Annotated in this window: 22 protein-coding genes; 11 read left to right on the plus strand and 11 right to left on the minus strand. The window is 29.9% G+C overall.

The window, feature by feature from the left end; all coding sequences use genetic code 11:
• Positions 1–42 precede the first annotated feature (42 nt).
• The 6 genes from ACSYT2_RS00415 to ACSYT2_RS00440 all read right to left on the minus strand — a co-directional run bounded on the left by ACSYT2_RS00415 (position 43) and on the right by ACSYT2_RS00440 (position 6,619).
• A complete protein-coding gene (locus ACSYT2_RS00415) occupies positions 43–747 on the minus strand; it encodes an ABC transporter ATP-binding protein (RefSeq protein WP_430857519.1) in 705 nt (234 codons plus the stop codon).
• A gap of 1 nt (position 748) precedes the next feature.
• On the minus strand, positions 749–1,507 hold the full coding sequence (locus ACSYT2_RS00420) for an ABC transporter ATP-binding protein (RefSeq protein WP_438382752.1): 759 nt from the start codon (positions 1,505–1,507) through the stop codon (positions 749–751).
• A 4-nt stretch (positions 1,508–1,511) separates the two neighbouring features.
• The gene (locus ACSYT2_RS00425; protein ID WP_438382754.1) at positions 1,512–2,489 is read right to left on the minus strand and encodes a branched-chain amino acid ABC transporter permease; all 978 of its coding nucleotides are present in this window, start codon (positions 2,487–2,489) and stop codon (positions 1,512–1,514) included.
• Positions 2,490–2,498: 9 nt separating this feature from the next.
• Positions 2,499–3,374, minus strand: a complete 876-nt coding sequence (locus ACSYT2_RS00430) for a branched-chain amino acid ABC transporter permease (protein ID WP_430857516.1) — start codon at positions 3,372–3,374, stop codon at positions 2,499–2,501.
• Between the two features lie 19 nt (positions 3,375–3,393).
• The gene (locus ACSYT2_RS00435; protein WP_430857515.1) at positions 3,394–4,539 is read right to left on the minus strand and encodes an ABC transporter substrate-binding protein; all 1,146 of its coding nucleotides are present in this window, start codon (positions 4,537–4,539) and stop codon (positions 3,394–3,396) included.
• 325 nt (positions 4,540–4,864) lie between these two features.
• Positions 4,865–6,619 carry an ATP-dependent metallopeptidase FtsH/Yme1/Tma family protein gene (locus ACSYT2_RS00440; protein WP_438382756.1) on the minus strand — a complete coding sequence of 585 codons (1,755 nt, stop codon included), beginning with the start codon at positions 6,617–6,619 and terminating at the stop codon, positions 4,865–4,867.
• 245 nt (positions 6,620–6,864) lie between these two features.
• Between ACSYT2_RS00440 and ACSYT2_RS00445 the strand changes: the two genes are divergently transcribed.
• The 5 genes from ACSYT2_RS00445 (at position 6,865) to ACSYT2_RS00465 (ending at position 11,550) form a co-directional block, all read left to right on the plus strand.
• Complete coding sequence (locus tag ACSYT2_RS00445; protein ID WP_438382758.1) at positions 6,865–7,821, plus strand: YkvA family protein; 957 nt, start codon at positions 6,865–6,867, stop codon at positions 7,819–7,821.
• Between the two features lie 14 nt (positions 7,822–7,835).
• Positions 7,836–8,486: a ribonuclease H1 domain-containing protein gene (locus tag ACSYT2_RS00450; RefSeq protein ID WP_430857512.1), complete on the plus strand. Its 651-nt coding sequence runs from the start codon at positions 7,836–7,838 to the stop codon at positions 8,484–8,486.
• A gap of 72 nt (positions 8,487–8,558) precedes the next feature.
• Positions 8,559–8,732, plus strand: a complete 174-nt coding sequence (locus tag ACSYT2_RS00455) for a YtxH domain-containing protein (protein WP_430857511.1) — start codon at positions 8,559–8,561, stop codon at positions 8,730–8,732.
• Positions 8,733–8,966: 234 nt separating this feature from the next.
• Positions 8,967–10,268, plus strand: a complete 1,302-nt coding sequence (locus tag ACSYT2_RS00460; RefSeq protein WP_430857510.1) for a helix-turn-helix domain-containing protein — start codon at positions 8,967–8,969, stop codon at positions 10,266–10,268.
• A 19-nt stretch (positions 10,269–10,287) separates the two neighbouring features.
• Entirely contained in the window at positions 10,288–11,550 is a 1,263-nt protein-coding gene (locus ACSYT2_RS00465; protein ID WP_430857509.1) for a transcriptional regulator, read from the plus strand.
• A 60-nt stretch (positions 11,551–11,610) separates the two neighbouring features.
• On the opposite strand, the gene ACSYT2_RS00470 is transcribed toward ACSYT2_RS00465, so the two are convergent.
• Positions 11,611–13,686: a helix-turn-helix domain-containing protein gene (locus ACSYT2_RS00470; RefSeq protein ID WP_430857508.1), complete on the minus strand. Its 2,076-nt coding sequence runs from the start codon at positions 13,684–13,686 to the stop codon at positions 11,611–11,613.
• Between the two features lie 172 nt (positions 13,687–13,858).
• Between ACSYT2_RS00470 and clpB the strand changes: the two genes are divergently transcribed.
• Positions 13,859–16,456 carry an ATP-dependent chaperone ClpB gene (gene clpB, locus ACSYT2_RS00475; protein ID WP_438382759.1) on the plus strand — a complete coding sequence of 866 codons (2,598 nt, stop codon included), beginning with the start codon at positions 13,859–13,861 and terminating at the stop codon, positions 16,454–16,456.
• Between the two features lie 114 nt (positions 16,457–16,570).
• The gene (locus tag ACSYT2_RS00480) at positions 16,571–16,963 is read left to right on the plus strand and encodes a hypothetical protein (protein ID WP_430857506.1); all 393 of its coding nucleotides are present in this window, start codon (positions 16,571–16,573) and stop codon (positions 16,961–16,963) included.
• Between the two features lie 61 nt (positions 16,964–17,024).
• On the opposite strand, the gene ACSYT2_RS00485 is transcribed toward ACSYT2_RS00480, so the two are convergent.
• The 4 genes from ACSYT2_RS00485 to ACSYT2_RS00500 form a co-directional block, all read right to left on the minus strand.
• Complete coding sequence (locus ACSYT2_RS00485) at positions 17,025–17,207, minus strand: alpha/beta-type small acid-soluble spore protein (protein ID WP_430857505.1); 183 nt, start codon at positions 17,205–17,207, stop codon at positions 17,025–17,027.
• 249 nt (positions 17,208–17,456) lie between these two features.
• The gene (locus tag ACSYT2_RS00490) at positions 17,457–17,639 is read right to left on the minus strand and encodes an alpha/beta-type small acid-soluble spore protein (RefSeq protein ID WP_430857504.1); all 183 of its coding nucleotides are present in this window, start codon (positions 17,637–17,639) and stop codon (positions 17,457–17,459) included.
• Between the two features lie 194 nt (positions 17,640–17,833).
• Positions 17,834–18,433: an ECF transporter S component gene (locus tag ACSYT2_RS00495; protein WP_438382762.1), complete on the minus strand. Its 600-nt coding sequence runs from the start codon at positions 18,431–18,433 to the stop codon at positions 17,834–17,836.
• Between the two features lie 299 nt (positions 18,434–18,732).
• Complete coding sequence (locus tag ACSYT2_RS00500; RefSeq protein ID WP_438382763.1) at positions 18,733–18,939, minus strand: PspC domain-containing protein; 207 nt, start codon at positions 18,937–18,939, stop codon at positions 18,733–18,735.
• A gap of 199 nt (positions 18,940–19,138) precedes the next feature.
• On the opposite strand from ACSYT2_RS00500, the gene ACSYT2_RS00505 reads away from it, so the two are divergent.
• The 4 genes from ACSYT2_RS00505 (at position 19,139) to ACSYT2_RS00520 (ending at position 22,311) form a co-directional block, all read left to right on the plus strand.
• Positions 19,139–19,534 (plus strand): GntR family transcriptional regulator, encoded by a 396-nt coding sequence (locus ACSYT2_RS00505; protein ID WP_430857501.1) that lies wholly within the window; start codon positions 19,139–19,141, stop codon positions 19,532–19,534.
• 1 nt (position 19,535) lies between these two features.
• Complete coding sequence (locus ACSYT2_RS00510; RefSeq protein WP_438382765.1) at positions 19,536–20,681, plus strand: DUF1648 domain-containing protein; 1,146 nt, start codon at positions 19,536–19,538, stop codon at positions 20,679–20,681.
• A 128-nt stretch (positions 20,682–20,809) separates the two neighbouring features.
• Positions 20,810–21,757 (plus strand): PD-(D/E)XK nuclease family protein, encoded by a 948-nt coding sequence (locus ACSYT2_RS00515; protein WP_438382767.1) that lies wholly within the window; start codon positions 20,810–20,812, stop codon positions 21,755–21,757.
• Positions 21,754–22,311: an NUDIX hydrolase gene (locus tag ACSYT2_RS00520; RefSeq protein ID WP_430857498.1), complete on the plus strand. Its 558-nt coding sequence runs from the start codon at positions 21,754–21,756 to the stop codon at positions 22,309–22,311. The genes ACSYT2_RS00515 and ACSYT2_RS00520 overlap by 4 nt, the downstream gene beginning before the upstream one ends.
• The last annotated feature ends 72 nt before the right edge of the window (positions 22,312–22,383 follow it).

The following is a 22,383-nucleotide window of genomic DNA, read 5'->3' on the forward strand; positions in this document are numbered from 1 at the left end:
AATAGAGCTAGGGATTAACCCCTAGCTCTATTTTTACTTAAGTTATTCACCTAGGTAAGCACTCTTAATACTATCATCATTCAAAAGATCCTTAGCATTTCCGCTAGTTACAATTCTACCAGTTTCTAATACATAAGCCCTATTTGCAATAGATAAAGCCATATTAGCATTTTGCTCAACTAGAAGTATTGTGGTACCAGCTTTATTTATTTCAACTATAGTATCGAAAATATCCTTAACTACAAGGGGAGCCAAACCCATTGATGGTTCATCAAGAATAAGCATTTCAGGTCTATTCATTAAAGCTCTACCAATAGCTAGCATCTGTTGTTCACCACCAGAAAGAGTACCAGCTTGTTGTTTTTCTCTTTCCTTTAATCTTGGAAATTTAGAGAATACCATTTCCATATCTTTAGATATTTCTTTTTTATCATTTCTTAAATAAGCTCCAAGTTCAAGATTTTCCTTAACTGTTAGATTAGCAAAAATCTTTCTTCCTTCTGGCACATGGGATAGACCAAGTGATACTATCTTATGTGCAGGAACTTTACTAAGTGAAGAGCCTTTATAAGTAATAGTACCAGTTTTAATAGGTTGTAGAGCAGATATAGCTCTTAGGGTAGAAGTTTTACCAGCACCATTAGCACCTATTAATGTTACAATTTCACCTTTTTTGATTTCTATAGAGAGATCTTTTAAGGCATGTATTCCGCCATAATATAAATTAATGTTATCTATTTTAAGCATTTTATGCCTCCTCTCCAAGGTAAGCTTTAATTACCTTAGGGTTATTTTTAATTTCTTCTGGAGTACCTTCTGCAATTTTCTTACCGTAATCAAGTACAGCAATCTTATCACATATTCCCATTACAAGTTTCATATCATGTTCTATTAAAAGAACAGAAATATGAAATTCATCCTTAATCCACCCTATAAGATTAGTAAGCTCAGCTGTTTCTTGAGGATTCATACCAGCAGCAGGCTCATCCAGTAATAACAAGGATGGCTTTGCAGCAAGGGCTCTAACTATTTCAAGCTTTCTTTGTTCACCATAGGAAAGGTTTTTAGCTAGGTCATCCTTTTTATCATAAAGAGAGAAGGCTTTTAATAAATCACAACTTTTCTTTGTGATTTCATCTTCTTCTTTTTTAAATCTAGGAGTTCTAAAAATAGAATCAAATAGATTATAATTAACTCCAAAATTAAAGCTTATTTTTACATTATCAAGAACTGAAAGGCTAGAAAATAGTCTTATATTTTGAAATGTTCTAGCAATCTTTTTCTTTGTAATAGTATAAGGCTTAAGACCTTGAATATCTTCACCAAGGTAGTTTATTGAACCACTTGTTGGATTATAAACTCCTGTTAACATATTAAAAACTGTAGTTTTACCAGCACCATTAGGTCCAATAAGACCAACAACTTGCTTATTATCAATATGAAGGTTAAGCTCTGTAACAGCCTTAAGTCCACCAAATTCAATAGATAAATCTTTAACATCTAACATTTAATCAAGCCTCCTTACCTTTCTCAGAATCTTTTATGGCTATATTAGATTTCTTAAATTTATTAAAAATATTAAAAGATATTTCTTTGTCACCTAATAAGCCTTGTGGTCTAAAGATCATAAGTATGATAAGTGCTAATGGGTATATTATCATTCTATAGTCTTGTAGTCCTCTTAATAATTCTGGTAAGAATGTCAATATTGTAGTAGCAAGAATAGAACCAGAAATAGATCCCATACCACCAAATACAACGAATGTTAAGTAATCAATAGATTTAACAAAATCAAAGGAAGCTGGTTGTATATATCCCATATAGTGGGCATAAAGTCCTCCAGCAAGTCCTGCAAAGAAAGCTCCAACTATAAAGGCCATCATTTTATATTTAAAGGCATTAACCCCCATTGCTTCTGCAGCTATTTCATTTTCACGAATAGATATCATAGATCTTCCTTGTGATGAGTGTATTATATTATAAATTACAACGACAGTTATTATCATAAATAAAAATGCAACAGAGAATGTTGTCTTATTTGGAATACCTGTTAATCCACGAGCACCACCTATTGAGTTTATGTTCATAAGAACAACTCTAATAATTTCGCAAAAAGCTAGTGTAGTTATTGCAAAGTAGTCACCCTTAAGTTTTAAAGTAGGGTATCCAATTAGTGCAGCAAAGAAACATGCAACTATTGCACCAATAAAAATTGATATGACAAAAGGCATATTGGCTTTAATTGTAATTAAAGCTGAAATGTAAGCACCAATTGCCATAAAACCTGCATGTCCTAAACAAAGTTGACCAGTAAATCCAACTATTAGATTAAGGGATACAGCCAAAATAATATTTATCAATGTTAAAATAATAATTCCACCATAATAAGAACTTATAATTCCGGTTTCAAGTAATCCAAATAAAATTAAGTATGATAATAGGATTATACCTAAGGTTAAAAGTGTTTTTTTATTGAAAAATTTATTCATATATATCACCTACACTTTCTCATTGGTCTTTTTACCTAATAGACCAGCTGGTTTTATTAAAAGTATTATTATTAGCACTGCAAAAACAATAGCATCTGAAAAGTTAGTTGATATATAAGCTTTTGATAAAGTTTCTAATACTCCAATTGAAATACCACCAAGAAGTGCTCCAGGGATACTTCCTATTCCTCCAAGTACTGCAGCAATAAAGGCTTTAAGTCCAGGCATAACACCCATATAAGGAGTGATACTAGGATAAGAAATAGCTATTAATACACCTGCAATACCTGCTAAAGCTGAACCAATAGCAAAAGTTATTGAAATAGTATTATTAACATTGATACCCATTAATGAAGCAGCTTCAATATCAAAAGAAGCTGCTCTCATTGCCTTACCAACCTTTGTTTTGTATACAATAAATTGAAGGAGAATAACAAGGAGTGCTGAAACTATAAGCATAAATATAGTTTTAGATTCTATTTGAAGTCCACCTAAGTTAATAGCACCTGCTTTTATTAGATCAGGGAATGGTTTAGGGTCTGGACCAGCTAAAATTCTCATTGCATTTTGTAAAAATAACGAAACCCCAATAGCTGTGATTAGTAGTGTTATTCTTGGAGAATTTCTTAAAGGTTTATATGCTACTTTTTCAATTATGATACCAGCTAATGCTGATGTAGCCATTGCTACTAGCAATGTTGGAACTAATGGTAAATTTAAAGTAGTAGCAGTATAGAAGCCTGCAAAGGCTCCTATCATATAGATTTCTCCATGTGCAAAGTTTATAAGCTGAATTATTCCATATACCATTGTATATCCAAGTGCTAGGAGGGCATATACGCTACCTAAAGCTAAGCCATTAACAAGTTGTTGTAGAAATTCCATGAATACTCCTCCTTTTTATCTAAGGATTAACTTTATCAGCTAAAACCTTTTTATCTCCCTCTATTTTGATAATAGCTGCACTCTTAATGGCAGTTCTCTTATCATTGAAACTAATTTTACCAGTTACACTTTCAAGTTCCATTCCAGCAAGAGATTCTTTAATTTTATCTCCATCAGTGCTATTAGCTTTTTCTATAGCTTTTACTAAAATTTTAGCGGTATCATAAGAAAGAGCAGCAAAAGCATCTGGTTCTGAGTTAAATTCTTTTTTGTAGGATTCAACAAAACTTGAAACTACTTCAGATGTATCAGCTGAATAATAGTGATTGATATATAAAGAACCATCTATTGAAGAGCCACCAATTTCAAAAAGTTTTTCAGATTCCCAACCATCTCCACCTAAGAATTGAGATTTTATATCCATACCTCTAGCTTGTTTAGCTATAAGACCAACCACATTATAGTAATCAGGTAATAAAAGAATGTCAGGATTATCACCTTTAATTTTAGTTAATTGAGCCTTGAAGTCTGTATCTCCATCGTTATATGAAAGGAATTGAGTTACAGTACCGCCTTGTGCTTCAAAGTCTTTCTTGAAAGCATCCGCAATTCCCTTTGAATAATCTGTTCCAGCATTATAAAGTACTGCTGCTGTCTTCTTGCTTAAGCTTTCTTTAGCATATTTTGCAAGGATTTCTCCTTGGAATGAATCTACGAAGCATCCTCTAAACATGTAGTCTCCGCCAACATCTGTAATTGTTGGTTCTGTTCCTGTTGGAGTAATCATTGGAATTTTCTTTGAAGTAGCATCTGGTGCTATTGCAAGAGTTGGTCCAGATGTAACACCTCCAAGAATAGCAACAACCTTATCCTTGTCCACTAATTTATTAAAGGCTTGTTTTGCTGAGTTTGAATCATTTTGATCATCTTCGAAAACAAATTGAATTTTCTTTCCGTTTATACCACCAGCATCATTTACTTCTTTCTCTAATAGTTTTGCCCCATTTTGTACTGAGATACCGTAGGTAGCCGCTTCTCCTGATAAAGGTCCGATAGCCCCAATCTTAATAGTATCCCCTTGATCAGAAGATCCTGAACTACAACCAGCTAATAACGTTATAGCCATTGTTGAAGCAAGGATTCCAGATAATAGCTTTTTTTTCATAATAAGTCCCCCTTTTAATATAAATATTAATATTTCAAATAATAATCAAATTACTTGATAAATTACTACAAAGCAATCAAATTTGATATCAATATAATATCATTTTGAGGTAAAATTTACAATGACAATATTTGATATTTTATTATAAAAATAATAAATATTACTAAAATGTAAAAAATAAACCATATTAGGTGAGGAAAATATACACTATTTTAAAAACAATATGTAAATTTAGAGAAACTGGCATATATGAGATATAAAAATTTATAGGGAAAGGAATAGGACTAGCAATAAACTGCTAGTCCTATTTATAAATATAAGTCATTTAAATACTACTAAGTTTTGATTTCCAAATATCAATATCTTCTTTTTTTAGAGATTCTTTAGAAAGTAACTCATTAGCAAAAATTTCCAAGAAGTTTTTATGTTCCTTAAGAAGTACAACAGTTTCTTCATAAAGAGAATTAATGAGTTCCTTACATTCTTCAATTACAGGATTACCATAAGTTGAAGCTAGAGATCCTAAACTTGATAACTTTAATAAACCTAAAGTTTCACCCATACCGTAATCAGTAATCATAGTCATAGCTATATTAGTAGCCTGGGATATATCACTAGATGCTCCAGTAGAAATTTTTTCCTTACCGAATATTATTTCTTCAGCTGCACGTCCACCTAAAAGAACCATTATTTTCTTCTTTAGGTAATCTACTCTTTGATAATTACTATCTTCTGGAATAGTTAAAGTATATCCACCAGCACCCTTTGTAGTTGGTATTATAGAAATTTTTGAAACCTCATCTTCAGGTATTAGAAGTAAGGAAGAGAGAGCATGTCCAACTTCATGATAAGAAGTTAATTTTAAATCTTCTTCCTTTAAATGAGATCTCTCTGATTTCTCATGTCCAGCTAAAACAACAGAATAAGCTTTGTCTATATCTTTTGTTGTTATATATTCAGAATTGTTTTTAGCAGCAAGTATTGCAGCCTCGTTAACTAAACTCTCTAGCTTAGCACCTGAGAAGTAAGAAGTTTTCTTTGCAATTTCTTGTATATCTAATCCTTCATGGGGTTTATTCTTTAAATGTAGCTTTAGAATTTTTTCTCTAGCTAAAACATCAGGTAATGAAACTTCAATATGTCTATCAAATCTACCTGGTCTAAGTAATGCAGAATCTAAAATATCAAGTCTATTAGTAGCTGCCATAACAATTATTCCATCACTTTCACCAAAGCCAGACATCTCAGTAAGTAAAGCATTAAGAGTTTGATCTCTTTCATCATTTCCACTAGGATTTTTGCCACCATCACGGCTTTTACCAATAGCATCAATCTCATCAATAAATATTACAGCTTTTCCATGGCTTTTTGCTTTTTTAAATAGAGTTCTAACCCTAGAGGCACCAACTCCAACATACATCTGAACAAAGTCAGATCCACTTAATGCATAGAATGGAACACCAGCTTCACCAGCTACTGCTTTGGCAAGCAAGGTTTTGCCTGTACCTGGATCACCGTATAAAATAACTCCTTTAGGCATTCTAGCACCATAGGAGGTATATTTTTCAGGATTAGAAATGAAATCAACAATTTCCCTTAAGCTTTCTTTAGCTTCTTCATTACCAGCAACACTATTAAAATCTAAAGCCTTATCTTTATTTTTACTAAAATCAGTCATTTCAATTGAACCAGTAGAGTTAATATCTTTAGATTTATTGGCTGTCATGAATACAATTGAAAGAATAGACCCTAGTAATAATAGACCAGAGAAAGTTTTAGTAATAGGTTCACTTTGTTTATAAGATAAGTCCACATCCTGTAGTAATAAATTTTCCTTGAGATTTGGACTGTCAGAGTTAAATGTTTTATATTTAGAGCCATCTTTTAAGTAAACAGTCATATAAGGAGTCGTGTTCATTTCTACCTTCAAAATAGATTTATTATTTAAATCATTTTGAAAATCATTATAACTTTTAGTTACTTTATGACCAATATTTATGGATGAAAATATTAAAATTAATAAGGATAATATTGCAGTTGTTATAGGAATAAAAATGTACTTTTTTCTTTCTTTATTCATTATATTCCTCCTAAGATGAATTTAATATGTGAAATTACTATATATAAGGAAAGACAAATCAATATGTTTAGTTTTTTTTAGTTTATATTCCTAATTATAAGGATTATAAAAATTTAGTCTAATCAAAATCATAAGATTTGCCAATGTAAGTTATGGAATAAGAGATAGGATGGGGAAAGGTTTTACAATAGGAGGAATAAGGGGTAAAATAGAGTATAATTGCAAAATGGATGGAGGAAAGCTTAATGAAGATATCAGGTGTACAAGCTCAATTAACAGGAGAAGACATACTTAGCATAATAAATGAATTTGTAGATGTTGAAGGATTAGAATTAAAGGAAGTAACTATAGATAATGAGATAAGTGTTAAAGGTACATTTAAAAAGGGAGTATCTATTGATTTTGAAGGAAATATAGCATTAGATGGGGTACAAGAAGGAAAGGTTTACGGAAAGTTTTCTAAGTTAAAGGTTATGAAGCTTGGATTTTTTAGGCCTATTAGAAGTTTTGCTTTAAAGATGGGATTAAAGCAATTAACTATAAAAGGAATAGAAGCAGATAAAGATAAAATTATTATAGAACTAGATAAAATAATTAATCCAATTCCGTTTGTTGATTTAAAAATAAAGGAAGCATACATAAAAGGACAAGCATTACAAGTAGAGGTAGAAGAAGTTAATATATCTATAAAGGGTGGCTTAATGAAAGAAGAGCCAGAAGTAGAAGAGATAACAGAAGAAGAAGAAATCTTAATGCTTCCTACTAAGAAGGTAGAAGATGGGTATACTATAGGTAGAAAAGCTGTAGAAAATAAAATGTCACCAGGAGTAAAGAAGGTTTCAGATTATTTATTTGTAGTTCCAGATGTAGTTGCTTTAATATATAGGTTACTTAAGGATAGTAGAGTACCATTAAAGACAAAACTATCTATATCAGCCTCATTAGCTTATATATTGTTCCCTACAGATATAATACCTAACAATATTCCATTTATAGGAAGAATTGATGACTTAGCAGTAGTTTTCTTTGCATTAAATAGAATTGCAAGTGACGTATCTACCACTGTTATTCTTGAAAATTGGGCAGGTAAAAATGAAATTATATTGGTATTACAGAGTGGGTTAGATTATATAACAAACTTTACTGGTGCAAAGAATGTAGAAAAGCTTTATAATATCGTTGAAGAATTAAGTACATTGTAGAAAGGAATAATAGAATGGCTAAATACTATTCAGTATATAGAGGTAAATCAGGAACACCAAAAATCCTTAGAAGTTGGGATGAATGTAAGGAAGAGGTTATAGGATGTAAGGGTGCTATTTATAAGAGTTTTAAAACAGAAAAAGAAGCAATAGAATTTTTAGCTTTAAATGCAGGAGGTAAAGTAGAGATAAAGAAAAAGTCTACAGATAAAAAAGATGAGACAGCTTTAGATCTAGATAGCCTTGGACTTGTTGTATATGTGGATGGTAGTTTTTCATTAGAGAAAAGAAATTACTCATATGGACTTGTAGCAATCAATAATGGAGAAGAGGTTCATGAGGATTGTGGTGCAGGGGAGGATGAGGATGCAGTATCTTTAAGAAACGTTGCAGGAGAGGTTTTAGGTTCTTTAAAAGCAGTTGAATATGCAATTAAAAATGGCTATGAGGAAGTTACCATAGTTTATGATTATCAAGGTGTCGAATCTTGGGCTATTGGAACTTGGAAAAGGAACAAAACATTAACACAAAATTATTATGAAGTAATGCAAGAAAAAATGAAGCAAATAAAAATAAACTTTGTTAAAGTAAAAGGTCACAGTGGTGATAAGTATAATGATATAGCAGATAAGCTTGCTAAGAAGGCATTGGGAATTATTACTTAGATTAAAAAAAATTAAAGTACACAACCTATTTATAGAATCTTTAATGATTAATATAAAAAGAGGTGTATTAATATGGGAAAGTGTATTAATGGTATGGCGGCAGGAATGTTAATTGGTGCAGCAGTTGGTATGATGTTACTACCACAGTTAGATAGAAGAAAACAAAGGGCAATAAGAAAGGCAGGTCAGAAGTTATTTGACTTTGCAGGAGATTCCTATGATGATATTATGGGAATGATACATTAATATTTTCAAGGGAGAGTTCTACTAAAGAACTCTCTTTTTTTTATGAAAAAGTTAATAAAAGGTCAATTTAAAAGTCCTATTATAGAAATATTATTATTTTAAAAATAAAATAGCTAAATTTTTCAAGTATTATTACATTTTGTTGTTTTCTTTTACAAATTTATGTTATAATTTATTTAAAAATGAGGTTTTTTATTTCAATTATAAATATTATTTAAAAAGGAAGAGAGCAAAATGGAAATTCTATCATTAGGAGAGAAAATCAAAAGAAGAAGAAAAGAAATGAATATGACACTAAAAGATTTAGCCAAGGATAGAATTACTCCTGGACAAATAAGTCTAGTTGAGTCAGGAAGATCAAATCCATCCATGGACCTTTTAGAGTATTTAGCAGAAAGCTTAAATACATCAGTGGAATATTTGATGGAATCGGAAGAAAGCCAAGCTGAGAAGATCTGTACTTACTATGAACAGGTGGCAGAGTCATACATTATAAGCGGAGATTATATAACTGGAGAAAGATATATCGAAAATGCTCTTTATTATGCTGAAAAATATAATTTAGAATATAGAAAAGCAAGAATTCTATTTCTAAGAGCAGAGATTCATATTTCAAAAGGCGAGTTAGCACTTGCACAGCAATTCTTCTTATCTTCAAATGTAATCTTTATCAAAAATAATGAATATGAGGAAATAGTAAAGACCTTCTTAAACCTTGGGAAAATAACTTTAGAGTTAAAAGCTTATCATTCAGCAAGTAGTTATTTAAAGCAAGCTGAAAAGGTGTATTTAGATAATAGTATAGGTAATGATTTTTTACTTGGAGAAATTTACTATAACATGTCAAAAGCATATTTTACTATTGAGAACATAAGTAAATCTATGGATTATGCATATTTAGCAAAAGAAAAGTTTGAACAAATTCATAATCAAGAAGAATATGCAAAGACACTTTTATTATTATCAGAAGAATATAATAGAAAAGGTGACCTAGTAAATGCAATTAAGTACTCTACAAAAACATTAGAAGTATATAATGAAATAAATGACCTGAAGAATATATCAAATATTGAAAATAACTTGGGGAAACTATTCTATAACTTTGAAAATATAGAAGAGTCATTTAGGCATTATGAATTAGCAAGAGAGATTAGAGCTAGAAATAATGAACCTAATCTTATAGAAACCCTTATTAATATGTGTAAAAATCACATAAAGCTAAAGAATATTAATGAATGTGATAAGCTTTTAGATGAAATATATAACAAATTAGAAGATAACGATATAGAAGGAAGAGTAGAATGTAACTTGGTAAGATATAGAACTTATATAATCAGGGATCAAATTAGAGAAGCAGAAAATATATTAGTTGATACCTATAACTTAGCCAAGAATACAGACATGCTTAAGCGTGCAGGAGAACTAGCTGTTATGGTTGGTAAATTCTACATTGATAATAAAAATGATAACTTAGCAGCTAAATATTTAGATGAAGGAGTTAGCATATTTAGAGAATTAGGGATATTAGAAAACTAAATTTAGATGGGTGATAAAGATGGAAATACTGTCAACAGGGGAAAAAATCAAAAGATCCAGAATATACAAGGGTATAACTTTAAAAGAGCTTTGTGGTGATAAGATTTCTATCTCTAAGATGAGTTGTATTGAAAATGGAAAGGTGAAAGCTGATAAAGAGATTATTGAGTATATTGCTGATAAGATAGGGGTAGATTTTAATTACTTAGTTCAAGATGTTTATGAACAAGTGATAAATAATCTTACCCTAATAAAAAAATGTACTAGTAGGGATAAAGAGTTTGAAGAAAATATCAGACATAACTTAGCTTATGCCATAGATTATAAGTATTATGATGTTGCTTTCGAACTTATACATATAATGTTCTCATATTATTTAGAGGAACATAAGTATGAAAATATACAATTAATAATTTCTCAATATTATGACTTATATCAGAGAACAAACACAGAAGAGAATACAATAATTTATTTTAGAGATATGGCTAAATACTTATTCCAAAATGGAGAATATACTGAATCTATAGCATACTATAGTAGACTTAGGGAAAACATACTTGAAAATAAGATTAAAAATGAGGCTTTATATGCATCATTAGCTTATAATGAAGGGATATGTTATTGCAGGCTACATAAGGAAGAAAGGGCATATGAGCTACTTTCAGAATCAGTTAAATATTCTGATAGCATAAAAGATAATTTTAGTAAAGGTATGATATTTCAAGCATATGCATTAGTTTGTATTAGACTAAGACATAAGGATGCAGAAGAATATATTGCAAAAGCATACGAATATCAGAAGGATAATCCTATTCAAGTTGCAATGGCTAAAGGTGAATATGGAGAAGCATACTTTGAGGCAGGAGAAAATGATAGGGCAATAGGAGAGATAATGGAGGGAATAAAAATATTTCCACCACATAATAAACAAAAGTACGTTCAGTTTTTAAATGAGTGTATAGAGGTGCTTTATAATAATAAACAATACGAGAAAGCATACGAATTAAGTGATGAAGCTTTAGATTTATCAATAGAAACAGATGATATAAAACTTATTGAAAGAGCATACTACTTCAAAGGTAGCATACTTCAAAAAGAAGGTAAGCATCAAGAAGCAGAAATGTATATGAATATTTCATTAGATTCGTTATTTAAATTCGGATCAAAAGAAGAAAGATATAATAGGTATTTAGATATGGCGAATATGTATTATAATCTTGGGGATTATAAAGAGTCAATAAAATATTTTACATTAGCAATGAGCATGGAAGAACAAATATAAATGGGGGGCATTCTGATAAAGAATGCCTTTTTGTTATATTAATAATAAATATATATTAAATTACCCCTTTTTTTTCATTGGTTTTATAAGTATAAGGGTAGCACCATAGCCTTTAAGATTAGTGATAATATTAAGGACTGAACTTTTTTTAGAATATTTAAATTCAATTTTAGGGAATGAGGCCTTTGATAGAATTTCCATTTCTTCTTGATTTAATCTATCTGGTTTCCCCATAGCTACCCAGTAGTTATAGGAGGATCCTATCTTTTCGTTAATTTCATAGAAAGTTATCCTTGAATCAGTATTAACATTAGTTAAGTTTAGAGAAATCTTTTTCTCAGTAGCTTTATATATACCATTCTTAACTATAGGATAATCCTTATCTAGGAGGTTATCTAGTATTTCATTATGAGTATAAAGAAGTATACTAAAGCCATCATCATTTTTTGTAATGATGTATCCCTCATCCTTTGATATTATTTCGCCATCTAATTTACTTAAAAGATAGTAAGCATAGTAGGACGGTTTTCTTATTTCTAGATCATTAATTAATCCAGGAGATCCGATAAATACTTCATTATTTAGATGAGGCTCCCTTTCTAATACATCAAAGGCCCTTAAAAAGCTTAAATCTTCATCAGTAAATAGTTCTTTATGTATTATATATGGAAGCATATAAGCAGTATCATAAAGCATGTTTAGATCTCTTTTTTGAGTGAATTCATCATTTAGCAAAATGAAATTTAAATTTTCAGTAATAAAAGTTCTTAATTTATTCTTCAAGTCAGAATCTAATTCAGAAGAAAATTGGAACTTTATTATTGATATATCAATTGATTCAATTTCAGAGAAATACGTATAGAAGCTGTTTAAAGCATTCTCATAATCTTTGAAATCAAAAGTAAGGTTATCTAGTACTATTAAAGGATATAAATTTATATAATCTAGATATTCTAAAACAGTTTTAGCTCTATTCCAGTTAAAAAATTCACTTCCTTTAAATACACCCATATCATCATTAAAGAATTTTTCTATTCTTCCATAATTAAAACTAATTTCATTTTGCAAGGATTCTAGGATATCTTTATTATCTTCAATAAGTAAATCAAAGGTATCACCTAAGCTAAGAATATCTTTATAGTCTTCTGTAAATTTTCCAATACTATTATTCATATCAACATGGATATTCCATAGTTTATTTTCATAATTAAATCTTTCGTAATCCTCTAAAGAAGAGGACAAAAGTTCAATAGCATCCTCTAAAGGATAGTAAGTTATATTTTTTAATTTCTCTAAAGTATTTTCATCTACTTTATTTTTTCTCCTAAATTGTAAAGGAGTTAAATTATAGTAGGATTTAAAATGTTTATTAAAGTACCTTGTATGAGAAAAGCCAACTTCTTCAGAAATCTCCGAAATACTCATATCTGTGTCTAGTAATAATTTAACTGATTCTTCAACCCTTGTTAAGTTAATTAAATCTGTAAAGCTATATCCAGTAGCATATTTAATTTCATGAGAGAGATAGTGTGGACTCAAAAACTCCTTCTTAGCTATTTCTTGCAATGTAATATTATTATTATAATTATTAAATATATACTTTGATATTCTATGGTATCTTTCAAGTTGATCTTTATTATCCTTTAACTCCTCTTGCTCATAAAGTAAGTAGTGAAAGTTGTTTATAAGATGAAATAATAAATCAATTAAGATAGATTCAATTTCTTTATCAAAGTTTTCTTGTCTTTGGACTACTTCACATAACATTTGAGCTAAAAATATACGAAGGGTATCATATTCTTCATCATCTTGTGCACCTTCATCAGAAGTATTAGTGTAGAAATTTATATTCTTAATATCTTTATAATACTTTTCAAAGAAGCTAGGGTCCATATGAAATATAAGTATTTTATTATCTTCATCAGAATGAATTCTATGGGCTTCATCCATATTAATTATTTCCACTTCATTTTCGTAAAGTTCAAAATTATCTGTGTCTATAGAAATCTTAATTTTTCCCTTTAGTACGTAAATTACTTCAATTGAATTATGCCAATGTAATGGATAGTCTTTCACAGAGGCATAGGATATATTTATTGGTAGATCCGAGGCATAAGTTACATATTCTTTCCTCATTAATTATTTTCACCTCGTTATTTTAAATTTAGATAATCAAATTATAACAATTAATAGTATTTTATACAAAGTTAAAAAATAAAAAAATACACTTTGACTTTCTTTGACTTTTGTATTAATATAAAAATATAGAAAAGACTATTAAAGATTTAATAAATTAGGAGGAGTAGTTATGAACGTAGATAAGATGACAATTAGAGTACAACAAGCCTTAAATGACGCAAATTTAACCGCTGTAAAATATAATCATCAACAAATTGAAGTAATTCATCTTTTTGCTGCTCTTGTAGAACAGGAAGATGGACTAATTCCTAATATTTTCACTAAAATGGGCGTAGATGTTAAAGGGCTAAAGGGAAGTGTTAAGAGAAGTTTAGATTCAATGCCTAAGGTTTTAGGTGAAGGAGCAAATAACTCAGGGGTATATATAACTAGAAAAGTTGAAGAAGTTTTAGTTAAGGCTGAGGAGATAGCTAAAAAGTTTGAAGATTCTTATATTAGTGTTGAGCATTTAATGTTATCAATATTAGATAAGGAAAGAAAAGGTACAGTTGGAGACATTCTTAAACAATATAATATAAATGAAGGAAACTTTATGAAAGTTCTTGGAGAAGTTAGAGGTAGTCAACGTGTAGAGACTAATGATCCAGAAGGAACTTATGATGCTCTTTCAAAGTATGGAACCAATTTAGTTGAATTAGCTAAAAAGCATAAATTAGATCCAGTTATAGGAAGAGATGAAGAAATTAGAAGAACAGTTAGAATTCTATCAAGAAGAACCAAGAATAATCCAGTATTAATTGGTGAGCCTGGTGTGGGTAAAACAGCAATTATTGAGGGACTTGCAGAAAGAATAGTAAGAGGAGATGTTCCAGAAGGGTTAAAGGATAAAATAATATTCTCACTTGATATGGGTTCATTAATTGCAGGTGCTAAATATAGAGGTGAATTTGAAGAAAGATTAAAAGCTGTACTTAAAGAAGTACAATCAAGTGAAGGTAGAATAATTCTATTTATAGATGAAATTCATACTATAGTTGGTGCTGGTAAGACAGATGGTGCTATGGATGCTGGTAACTTAATTAAACCTTTATTAGCTAGAGGAGAATTACATTGTATAGGAGCAACAACTTTTGATGAGTACAGACAATATATTGAGAAGGATAAGGCTCTAGAAAGAAGGTTCCAACCAGTAATAGTAGATGAACCAACAGTAGAGGATACTATTTCAATATTAAGAGGCTTAAAAGAAAAATTTGAAATTCATCATGGAATAAGAATTCATGATTCAGCTATAGTTGCAGCAGCTAAATTATCTAATAGATATATTCAAGATAGATATCTACCAGATAAAGCAATTGACTTAATTGATGAAGCTGGAGCTATGATTAGATCAGAAATAGATTCTCTTCCAACAGAACTTGATGTTATAAGAAGAAAGGTATTCCAATTAGAAATTGAGAAGGAAGCCTTAGAGAAAGAAAAGGATGATGGTTCTAAGAAGAGGTTAGCAGATTTAACTAAGGAACTTGCAGAGCTTAAAGAAAAAAATGATGAAATGACTGCAAAATATGAAAAAGAAAAAGAGCATATTACTTCATTAAGAGATTTAAAAACTAAGCTTGATGATGCTAGAGGAGATTTAGAAAAGTATGAGAGAGCTTACGACTATAATAAGGTAGCTGAAATAAGATATTCTACAATTCCAGTTCTTGAAGAGGAAATAGAAAAGAAAGAGAAGGAAGTAAAAGAAAATTATGAAGGAGCTATGCTAAAAGAAGAAGTAACAGAAGAAGAAGTTTCTCAAATACTATCTAAGTGGACTGGAATTCCTGTAACAAATCTTCTTGAAGGAGAAAGAGAAAAGTTACTTAGATTAGAAGAAGAGTTGCAAAGAAGAGTTATAGGTCAAGATGCAGCAGTTGAATCTGTTTCAAGTGCAATACTTAGAGCTAGAGCAGGACTAAAGGATGAAAATAAACCAATAGGTTCATTTATATTCCTTGGACCAACAGGAGTAGGTAAAACTGAACTTGCAAAGACATTGGCGAGAACTTTATTTGATAGCGAAGATGCAATGATTAGAATAGATATGTCTGAATATATGGAAAAGCACTCAGTATCTAGATTAGTTGGAGCGCCTCCAGGATATGTAGGTTATGAACAAGGTGGTCAATTAACAGAAGCTGTTAGAAGAAAGCCTTATAGTGTTATTTTATTTGATGAAATAGAAAAAGCTCATGAAGATGTATTTAATATATTCCTTCAAATTTTAGATGATGGTAGACTTACTGATAATAAAGGGAAAACTGTAGACTTTAAGAATACTATTATAATTATGACATCTAATATTGGTTCTCAATATTTATTAGAGAATAGGGAAGATGAAATAAGTGAAGATAGTAAAGAGCTTGTTATGGGTACTTTAAGAAGTAAATTTAAGCCTGAATTCTTAAATAGAGTAGATGACATAATCATGTTTAAACCATTATCTGAAAATGGAATTAAGAAGATTATTGATATATTCTTAGATGAGGTAAGAAATAGATTAAAGGATAAAAATATTAAACTTGAAATAACAGATGGAGCAAAGGATATTTTAGCTAAAGAAGGTTATGATCCTATATATGGAGCTAGACCACTTAAGAGATATATCCAAAATACCCTTGAAAATAGCTTAGCTAGAAAAATCATAAAAGGCGATGTTTATTATGGTTCAACAGTAGTGGTTGACGGAGAAAACGAAGAATTGACACTTTCTACAAGGTAAAAATAGCTTGTATATGAAAGCTCAAAAAGGCAGAAAATATAATATAATCAAAGAGGGATTGATTAAAGTTAATCCCTCTTTTTTTATAAGAAAACTGCTTAGGAGGATTGAACTATGGAGTACATTACACCAGTTAATAATTATATTGTTGTAGAGCCAACAGGAAATGTAGTAGGATTCGTAGAGCTATCAGATGCAAGGAGTTTTATAAGTACACTGTATTTAAATAGAATATTAGCGGGAGCACATGAAGGACGATATTCTTACTTTGATATGTACCAAGAGCAAGATCAGAAGGATTATGGAACAATGATGGGCGTATATGAAGGTGAATGTCATATATATGATTTAGATGATTTTATTGAAAAGATAAGAGATAGTGGGATGTTTCAAGATGAAAAGGATGAGCTTATTTCAAAGCTATTAAAGGAAAATATAAATATGAATGTTAATAGTTATGGCCTTGAAGATATGCTTACAGATGTGGAAGAAAAGTGGACAGTTTAATGAAGGAGTAAAATAAAAGAATCACGGTTTGCACCGTGATTCTTTCATTTGTTTTGGTTAATTATTTGATTCCATTTTCGTATTGTTGAACCATTCTCTTAACCATTTCTCCACCAACGCTACCGCATTGTTTTGAAGATAAGTTACCGTTGTAATCAGTGAAAGGAACGCCCATTTCACCAGCAACTTCATTCTTGAATTTTGATAAACCATTCTTTGCTTCTGGTACTAATGATTGTGACATAATAAATTCCTCCTCTAACGGTTGTATTTTGCGAAGCTTTGTTTGCTTTGCACTATTATTGTGTGTAAAGAGAAATTATATAAACTATGATATGAAAGGAAAAATAGGAATAATGTACAAGACATTTTATGGAATGATAATTATAAAATTTCATAGGAAAATTGTTAACTATATCACCTGAAAAAGCATGTTACAAGTTATGTAACATGCTTTTCTCTATTTAGTTTTATGAAATTTAAGTTTGGTTAATTATTTGATTCCACTTTCGTATTGTTGAACCATTCTCTTAACCATTTCTCCACCAACGCTACCGCATTGTTTTGAAGATAAGTTACCGTTGTAATCAGTGAAAGGAACGCCCATTTCACCAGCAACTTCGTTCTTGAATTTTGATAAACCATTCTTTGCTTCTGGTACTAATGATTGTGACATAATAAATTCCTCCTCTAACGGTTGTATTTTGCGAAGCTTTGTTTGCTTTGCACTATTATTGTGTGTAAAGAGAAATAATATAAACTATGATATAAGAGGTAAAATAGGAAAAATGTACAAACTTAGATGGTAAAATAAAAAATGCTGTTGGAATGAGGTTTAACCTCATTCCAACAGCTATTTATAATCATAATTTATTTTTTTCTCTTATAAATTTTAAATAATCCAGTAACTACTGGTACAACAATTAGTACAGATACTAGAACTTCTGGGATACCATTTGTAGTTCCAATTGCAGTAAGAGCATAAGCTACTGCTGAATTACTGATATCTTTTAATGCTGCAAATTTATCTAAGGCAAGAATATATGTTAATCCAAGCACACCTATTGTATTAGTAGCAGTTCCAGCAATGGCAGCTAATGTTAAGCCTAGTTTTTCCTTATGGAAAGTATTTTTTACAAATTTAAATACATAATAAGATACAATTCCAATTAATACTCTAGGAACTATAGCTATAATTGGATTCATGAATATTGGTGATAGTAGTGCAGGAGTAGTTATATTTTGATAGATTGAAAATAATCCAAATACTAATCCAACTGCGGCACCTACTATTGGTCCTTCTAATACTGCACCTATTATAACTGGTACATGCATAATTGATGCTTTCATCCAAGGTAGTGGAATAAATCCTATACCTGTTAGGCCCATGAAAATTGAAATACCTGAAAGCATTCCTATTAGAACAAGTTGTCTTGTTCCAAATTTTTGTTTTGTTGATGTTGTTTCCATAAAATTTTCCCCCGTTCTTATTCCAAATTGGATATAATTCGGCAAATCTTCATATTAGATTTACAGTTCAGTTTCTAAAATAGAATACCGACGATTTTTATTTTATCACGATTTCTAAAATTATCAATATATTTTGTTAATATATTTTCAATATGTAAAAAATAGAGAATATTAGGAATTATTATTATGTTAAGAAAGGTATTGTTAGTTCAAGAAAGTTTAAGGCAAATATATAAGGAAAGCTAAGTATAAATTTAAAATAGTTAGCTTTCCTTATATTTAAATATTTTAATAATAATTTAGTCTATAATTTTACTCTTATCTGGCATAACTATAGCACAAGCAATATATCCAACAAAACCTAATCCGAAGGACATAAGAGTTACGAGAATCCAGAAGACTCTAACTAAAGTAACATCAGCATCGAAGTATTCTGTAAAGCCTGCACAAACACCTTCAAGTTTGCCAAGAGCTTTATTTTTATATAGTTTCTTTGACGAATTCATAGTTTCTACCCCCTATAAGCAAGTATCTTATTATTATTATAATCCATATGAAGAGAAAGTATAGTAATTCATCAATATAATAATAAAAAATAAGAAGTTTTTAAGATATTAATATTATAATTACCAAATATTATTGAAAGAAAAAAACAACTGTTATATACTAAGTATAACAATAAGATGAAATTAAGGTGGTGAAAGGATGCTACTTAGAATTGATTTAGATTCAGAAGAACCAATATATCAACAAATAAAAAATGAGGTTATTAAGGGTATAGCAAAAGGTGAGATTGTAGAAGGGGATGAATTACCATCTGTAAGATCCTTAGCAGAAGAAATTGGTGTAAATATGCATACTGTAAATAAAAGCTATACACTGCTTAAAGATGATGGTTATATAAGAATGGATAGAAGAAAAGGAGCAGTTATTTCTTTTTCTTTAGAGGATAGTAAGAAGAAATTTGAAAATAAAATGATAAAAGAGATGGAAATAATGGTGGCTGAGTGCATTAATAGAGGAGTTCCATGCGATGACATAAAAAATGGTATAGATAGTTTATATAAGGAATTCTTATCTGGTAAAGAAGGAGGACTGTAAAATGGAGGCTATAATGGGAATAGGAACATTTCTTATAGTTTATGGGGTATTGATGTATCAAGGTTATAATCTTGATAAAATAGCTAATACAGGAATCATTTATGGTGTTAGAGTACCAGAAGATCATAAGAATGATAATGAGATAATTCAGGCAATAAAAAGATACAAAAAAAGATATATATTAATTATTCCAATTACTATTTTAATTACCTTAGGGATATCATTGATAGTAGATAGTGTTGCTATGTTGGTATTTTCATTATTTATTATATTAATACTAAGTCAAATTGTATATTTATTTTCTTGGAAAGAGATGAAGGAAATAAAGAGAAGAAATAAATGGAGAACTATTGGTAGTAATGTAGTTGTAGTAGATATGAGAGTAAAGAAAAAGAACGGGGAAGGGATAGAAAAGCAGCCATTATCAAGTAAAATATACTTATGGATAATTCCTATAATAGCAATAACAATTATTATGACTATAGTTCTCTATGGAAGATTACCAGAGGTTTTCCCAATTCATTTTAATGGAAATGGGATTGCAGATAGGTATAGTGTTAAGGGAACATTTGATGGGTATTTTTCTCTTGCAATACTACCATTAACTCAAATAGGAATACTACTTATGTTATGGGGAACCCATATATATACTCTTAGAGCAAAGAAAATATTAAATAGTGGTACTGTAAAGGCAACATTAAAGCAACAAAATACCTATAGAAGATATATGGTAATATATTTATTTGCAATTGCATTAGAAATGGAAATAATGTTTGCGATAATTCAAGTTACATTATTCTATCCTAGATATGCAGGAGCTTTAGCAATTGTATCAACTATAATAATACTAGCAACTTGTATAGGTGGTATAATACCTATTTATAGAATTGGCCAGGGTGGTAGAAATATTAAAGTTGAAGATGATGGCGAAATGATTTATAGAGATGATGATGATTTATATAAATTAGGATCTTTCTATTATAATAAAGAAGATCCAGCTATTATGGTTCAAAAAAGAATAGGAATAGGAATGGACTTCAATTATGCAAAGCCAATTGCTTGGGTATTTGTTGCTATTACCATTATTATTGTACTTGGAGTTTTAATAGTAACAATTATGAATGATCAGAGCATATTAAATATATAAATGATAATACAAAACTTCCCTTATATTAGGGAGGTTTTTCTATTTTAATTTAGAAGGAAGATAGTTTCATCATAATTTTTGAAAAATAGAGTATAATAAAATTAATTGTTTTAAGGAGTGATATAAAAGTGGAGGGCGGTTTTAAAGTAAAGGAGTATCCAGAGAAATCTTGGAGTATATCTAAGATGAAGGTAATAGAGAATTGTTTAAGAGAGTATTATTATACATACTACGGCTCACATAATGGTTGGATATGGACAGCAACTGAGGAGCAAAAAGTAGCATGGAGATTAAAAAAGCTAACAAATATATGGCTTATGTTTGGAGATAAGCTTCATGGGATAATAAAGGAAACAATAAAAGAGGGCAAATCACATACAGACAATACTTTCATGAAGGAGTGTATGAGAACTAAGCTTAATGAAGGAGTTAAAGAGAGTATAATTAAGTTTAGAAATGGTTCATGGGATGAGTATCCAAAGGGAGAAATGCTACAAGAATACTATTATGGTAATAAGCTTGAGGATAAGAATATTACAGAAATAAAAGAGAGAATTGACTGTTGTAGCGAAAACTTTTTTAAATCAAAAACTTATCTTGATATTTTAAAGTCATCAGCTAAGGTTTTGGAAGTAGATGAAGGTAATTTTGATTATATTTATGTCCAAGGAGTTAAAATATTTGCATTAATAGATGCACTATATATTGATGAAGAGGGAAACTATATAATAGTAGATTGGAAGACTGGAAAGTTTAGTGAACATGATAGAGATCAGTTATTAGTATATGCCCTATACGTTATTGAAAAGTATGGAGCACCCTTAGAAAAAATAAGGGGTAGAGTTGAATATTTGCTTTTAGGAGAGAATGCAGAATATACATTTACTCATGAAGATATAGATTATATAAATAATAGAATACATATGGATCTAAATGTTATAGATGCATTTTTAGATGATGAAAATCTAAATAAGCCAAGAGTTAAAGAGGATTTTTTAATGTGTGACAACTTAAATAAGTGTAAAAAGTGTAAATTTAGAAAGTTATGCTTAAAGAAGATGGAGGAAGTTATATGAAGTTAATAGATATAGTACAACTATCAAGCAGTAAGTATTTAAATATGTATAAACTAAAACTTATTAACAGAAAAGGTAAACCTAAAGATTATTTTGTGGCTAGTAGAAGAAAGAAGGAAGATTTATCTTGTGTTACAAAAAATCATGATAGATGTGATGGTGTTATGATAATTCCAGTAACTGAAAATGATGAAGTAGTTTTACTTAAACAATATAGACCAGCAATAGGGGATTATTTATATGAGTTGCCTGCAGGAATAGTAGATCCAGGAGAAAATATAGAAGAAGCAGCAAAAAGAGAATTATTTGAGGAAACTGGATTAAAAGCTAAAAGTTATGAATTAGTGTTAAAGCCAAGTTATACTTCAGTTGGAATGAGTGATGAAACTACTGCTGTAGTTAAGATGGTTGTTGAGGGTGATATAACTAATGAAAATATGGAAGATAATGAAGATATAGAAGTCTTTAAGATTAAAAAAAGTGAAGCAAAGGAATTTGTAAAGAATAATAATGTTTCTATTAAAGGTGCTTTGATACTTTTAGGGATGGTTTAATAATAAAGTAAATAAGTTAGTAATTTTTGAACAGCCCCCTGTCTACCTGACGGGGGGCTGTTCATTTACAAA

This window comes from Clostridium zhoujianii (assembly GCF_051590805.1).
Taxonomy (GTDB): domain Bacteria; phylum Bacillota; class Clostridia; order Clostridiales; family Clostridiaceae; genus Clostridium.

What these genes read in the sequence shown, in the direction of transcription:
- ACSYT2_RS00415 (WP_430857519.1), bottom strand. Translation starts at nt 747, where the DNA reads ATGCTTAAAATAGATAACATTAATTTATATTATGGCGGAATACATGCC.
- ACSYT2_RS00420 (WP_438382752.1), bottom strand. Translation starts at nt 1,507, where the DNA reads ATGTTAGATGTTAAAGATTTATCTATTGAATTTGGTGGACTTAAGGCT.
- ACSYT2_RS00425 (WP_438382754.1), bottom strand. Translation starts at nt 2,489, where the DNA reads ATGAATAAATTTTTCAATAAAAAAACACTTTTAACCTTAGGTATAATC.
- ACSYT2_RS00430 (WP_430857516.1), bottom strand. Translation starts at nt 3,374, where the DNA reads ATGGAATTTCTACAACAACTTGTTAATGGCTTAGCTTTAGGTAGCGTA.
- ACSYT2_RS00435 (WP_430857515.1), bottom strand. Translation starts at nt 4,539, where the DNA reads ATGAAAAAAAAGCTATTATCTGGAATCCTTGCTTCAACAATGGCTATA.
- ACSYT2_RS00440 (WP_438382756.1), bottom strand. Translation starts at nt 6,619, where the DNA reads ATGAATAAAGAAAGAAAAAAGTACATTTTTATTCCTATAACAACTGCA.
- ACSYT2_RS00445 (WP_438382758.1), top strand. Translation starts at nt 6,865, where the DNA reads ATGAAGATATCAGGTGTACAAGCTCAATTAACAGGAGAAGACATACTT.
- ACSYT2_RS00450 (WP_430857512.1), top strand. Translation starts at nt 7,836, where the DNA reads ATGGCTAAATACTATTCAGTATATAGAGGTAAATCAGGAACACCAAAA.
- ACSYT2_RS00455 (WP_430857511.1), top strand. Translation starts at nt 8,559, where the DNA reads ATGGGAAAGTGTATTAATGGTATGGCGGCAGGAATGTTAATTGGTGCA.
- ACSYT2_RS00460 (WP_430857510.1), top strand. Translation starts at nt 8,967, where the DNA reads ATGGAAATTCTATCATTAGGAGAGAAAATCAAAAGAAGAAGAAAAGAA.
- ACSYT2_RS00465 (WP_430857509.1), top strand. Translation starts at nt 10,288, where the DNA reads ATGGAAATACTGTCAACAGGGGAAAAAATCAAAAGATCCAGAATATAC.
- ACSYT2_RS00470 (WP_430857508.1), bottom strand. Translation starts at nt 13,686, where the DNA reads ATGAGGAAAGAATATGTAACTTATGCCTCGGATCTACCAATAAATATA.
- clpB (WP_438382759.1), top strand. Translation starts at nt 13,859, where the DNA reads ATGAACGTAGATAAGATGACAATTAGAGTACAACAAGCCTTAAATGAC.
- ACSYT2_RS00480 (WP_430857506.1), top strand. Translation starts at nt 16,571, where the DNA reads ATGGAGTACATTACACCAGTTAATAATTATATTGTTGTAGAGCCAACA.
- ACSYT2_RS00485 (WP_430857505.1), bottom strand. Translation starts at nt 17,207, where the DNA reads ATGTCACAATCATTAGTACCAGAAGCAAAGAATGGTTTATCAAAATTC.
- ACSYT2_RS00490 (WP_430857504.1), bottom strand. Translation starts at nt 17,639, where the DNA reads ATGTCACAATCATTAGTACCAGAAGCAAAGAATGGTTTATCAAAATTC.
- ACSYT2_RS00495 (WP_438382762.1), bottom strand. Translation starts at nt 18,433, where the DNA reads ATGGAAACAACATCAACAAAACAAAAATTTGGAACAAGACAACTTGTT.
- ACSYT2_RS00500 (WP_438382763.1), bottom strand. Translation starts at nt 18,939, where the DNA reads ATGAATTCGTCAAAGAAACTATATAAAAATAAAGCTCTTGGCAAACTT.
- ACSYT2_RS00505 (WP_430857501.1), top strand. Translation starts at nt 19,139, where the DNA reads ATGCTACTTAGAATTGATTTAGATTCAGAAGAACCAATATATCAACAA.
- ACSYT2_RS00510 (WP_438382765.1), top strand. Translation starts at nt 19,536, where the DNA reads ATGGAGGCTATAATGGGAATAGGAACATTTCTTATAGTTTATGGGGTA.
- ACSYT2_RS00520 (WP_430857498.1), top strand. Translation starts at nt 21,754, where the DNA reads ATGAAGTTAATAGATATAGTACAACTATCAAGCAGTAAGTATTTAAAT.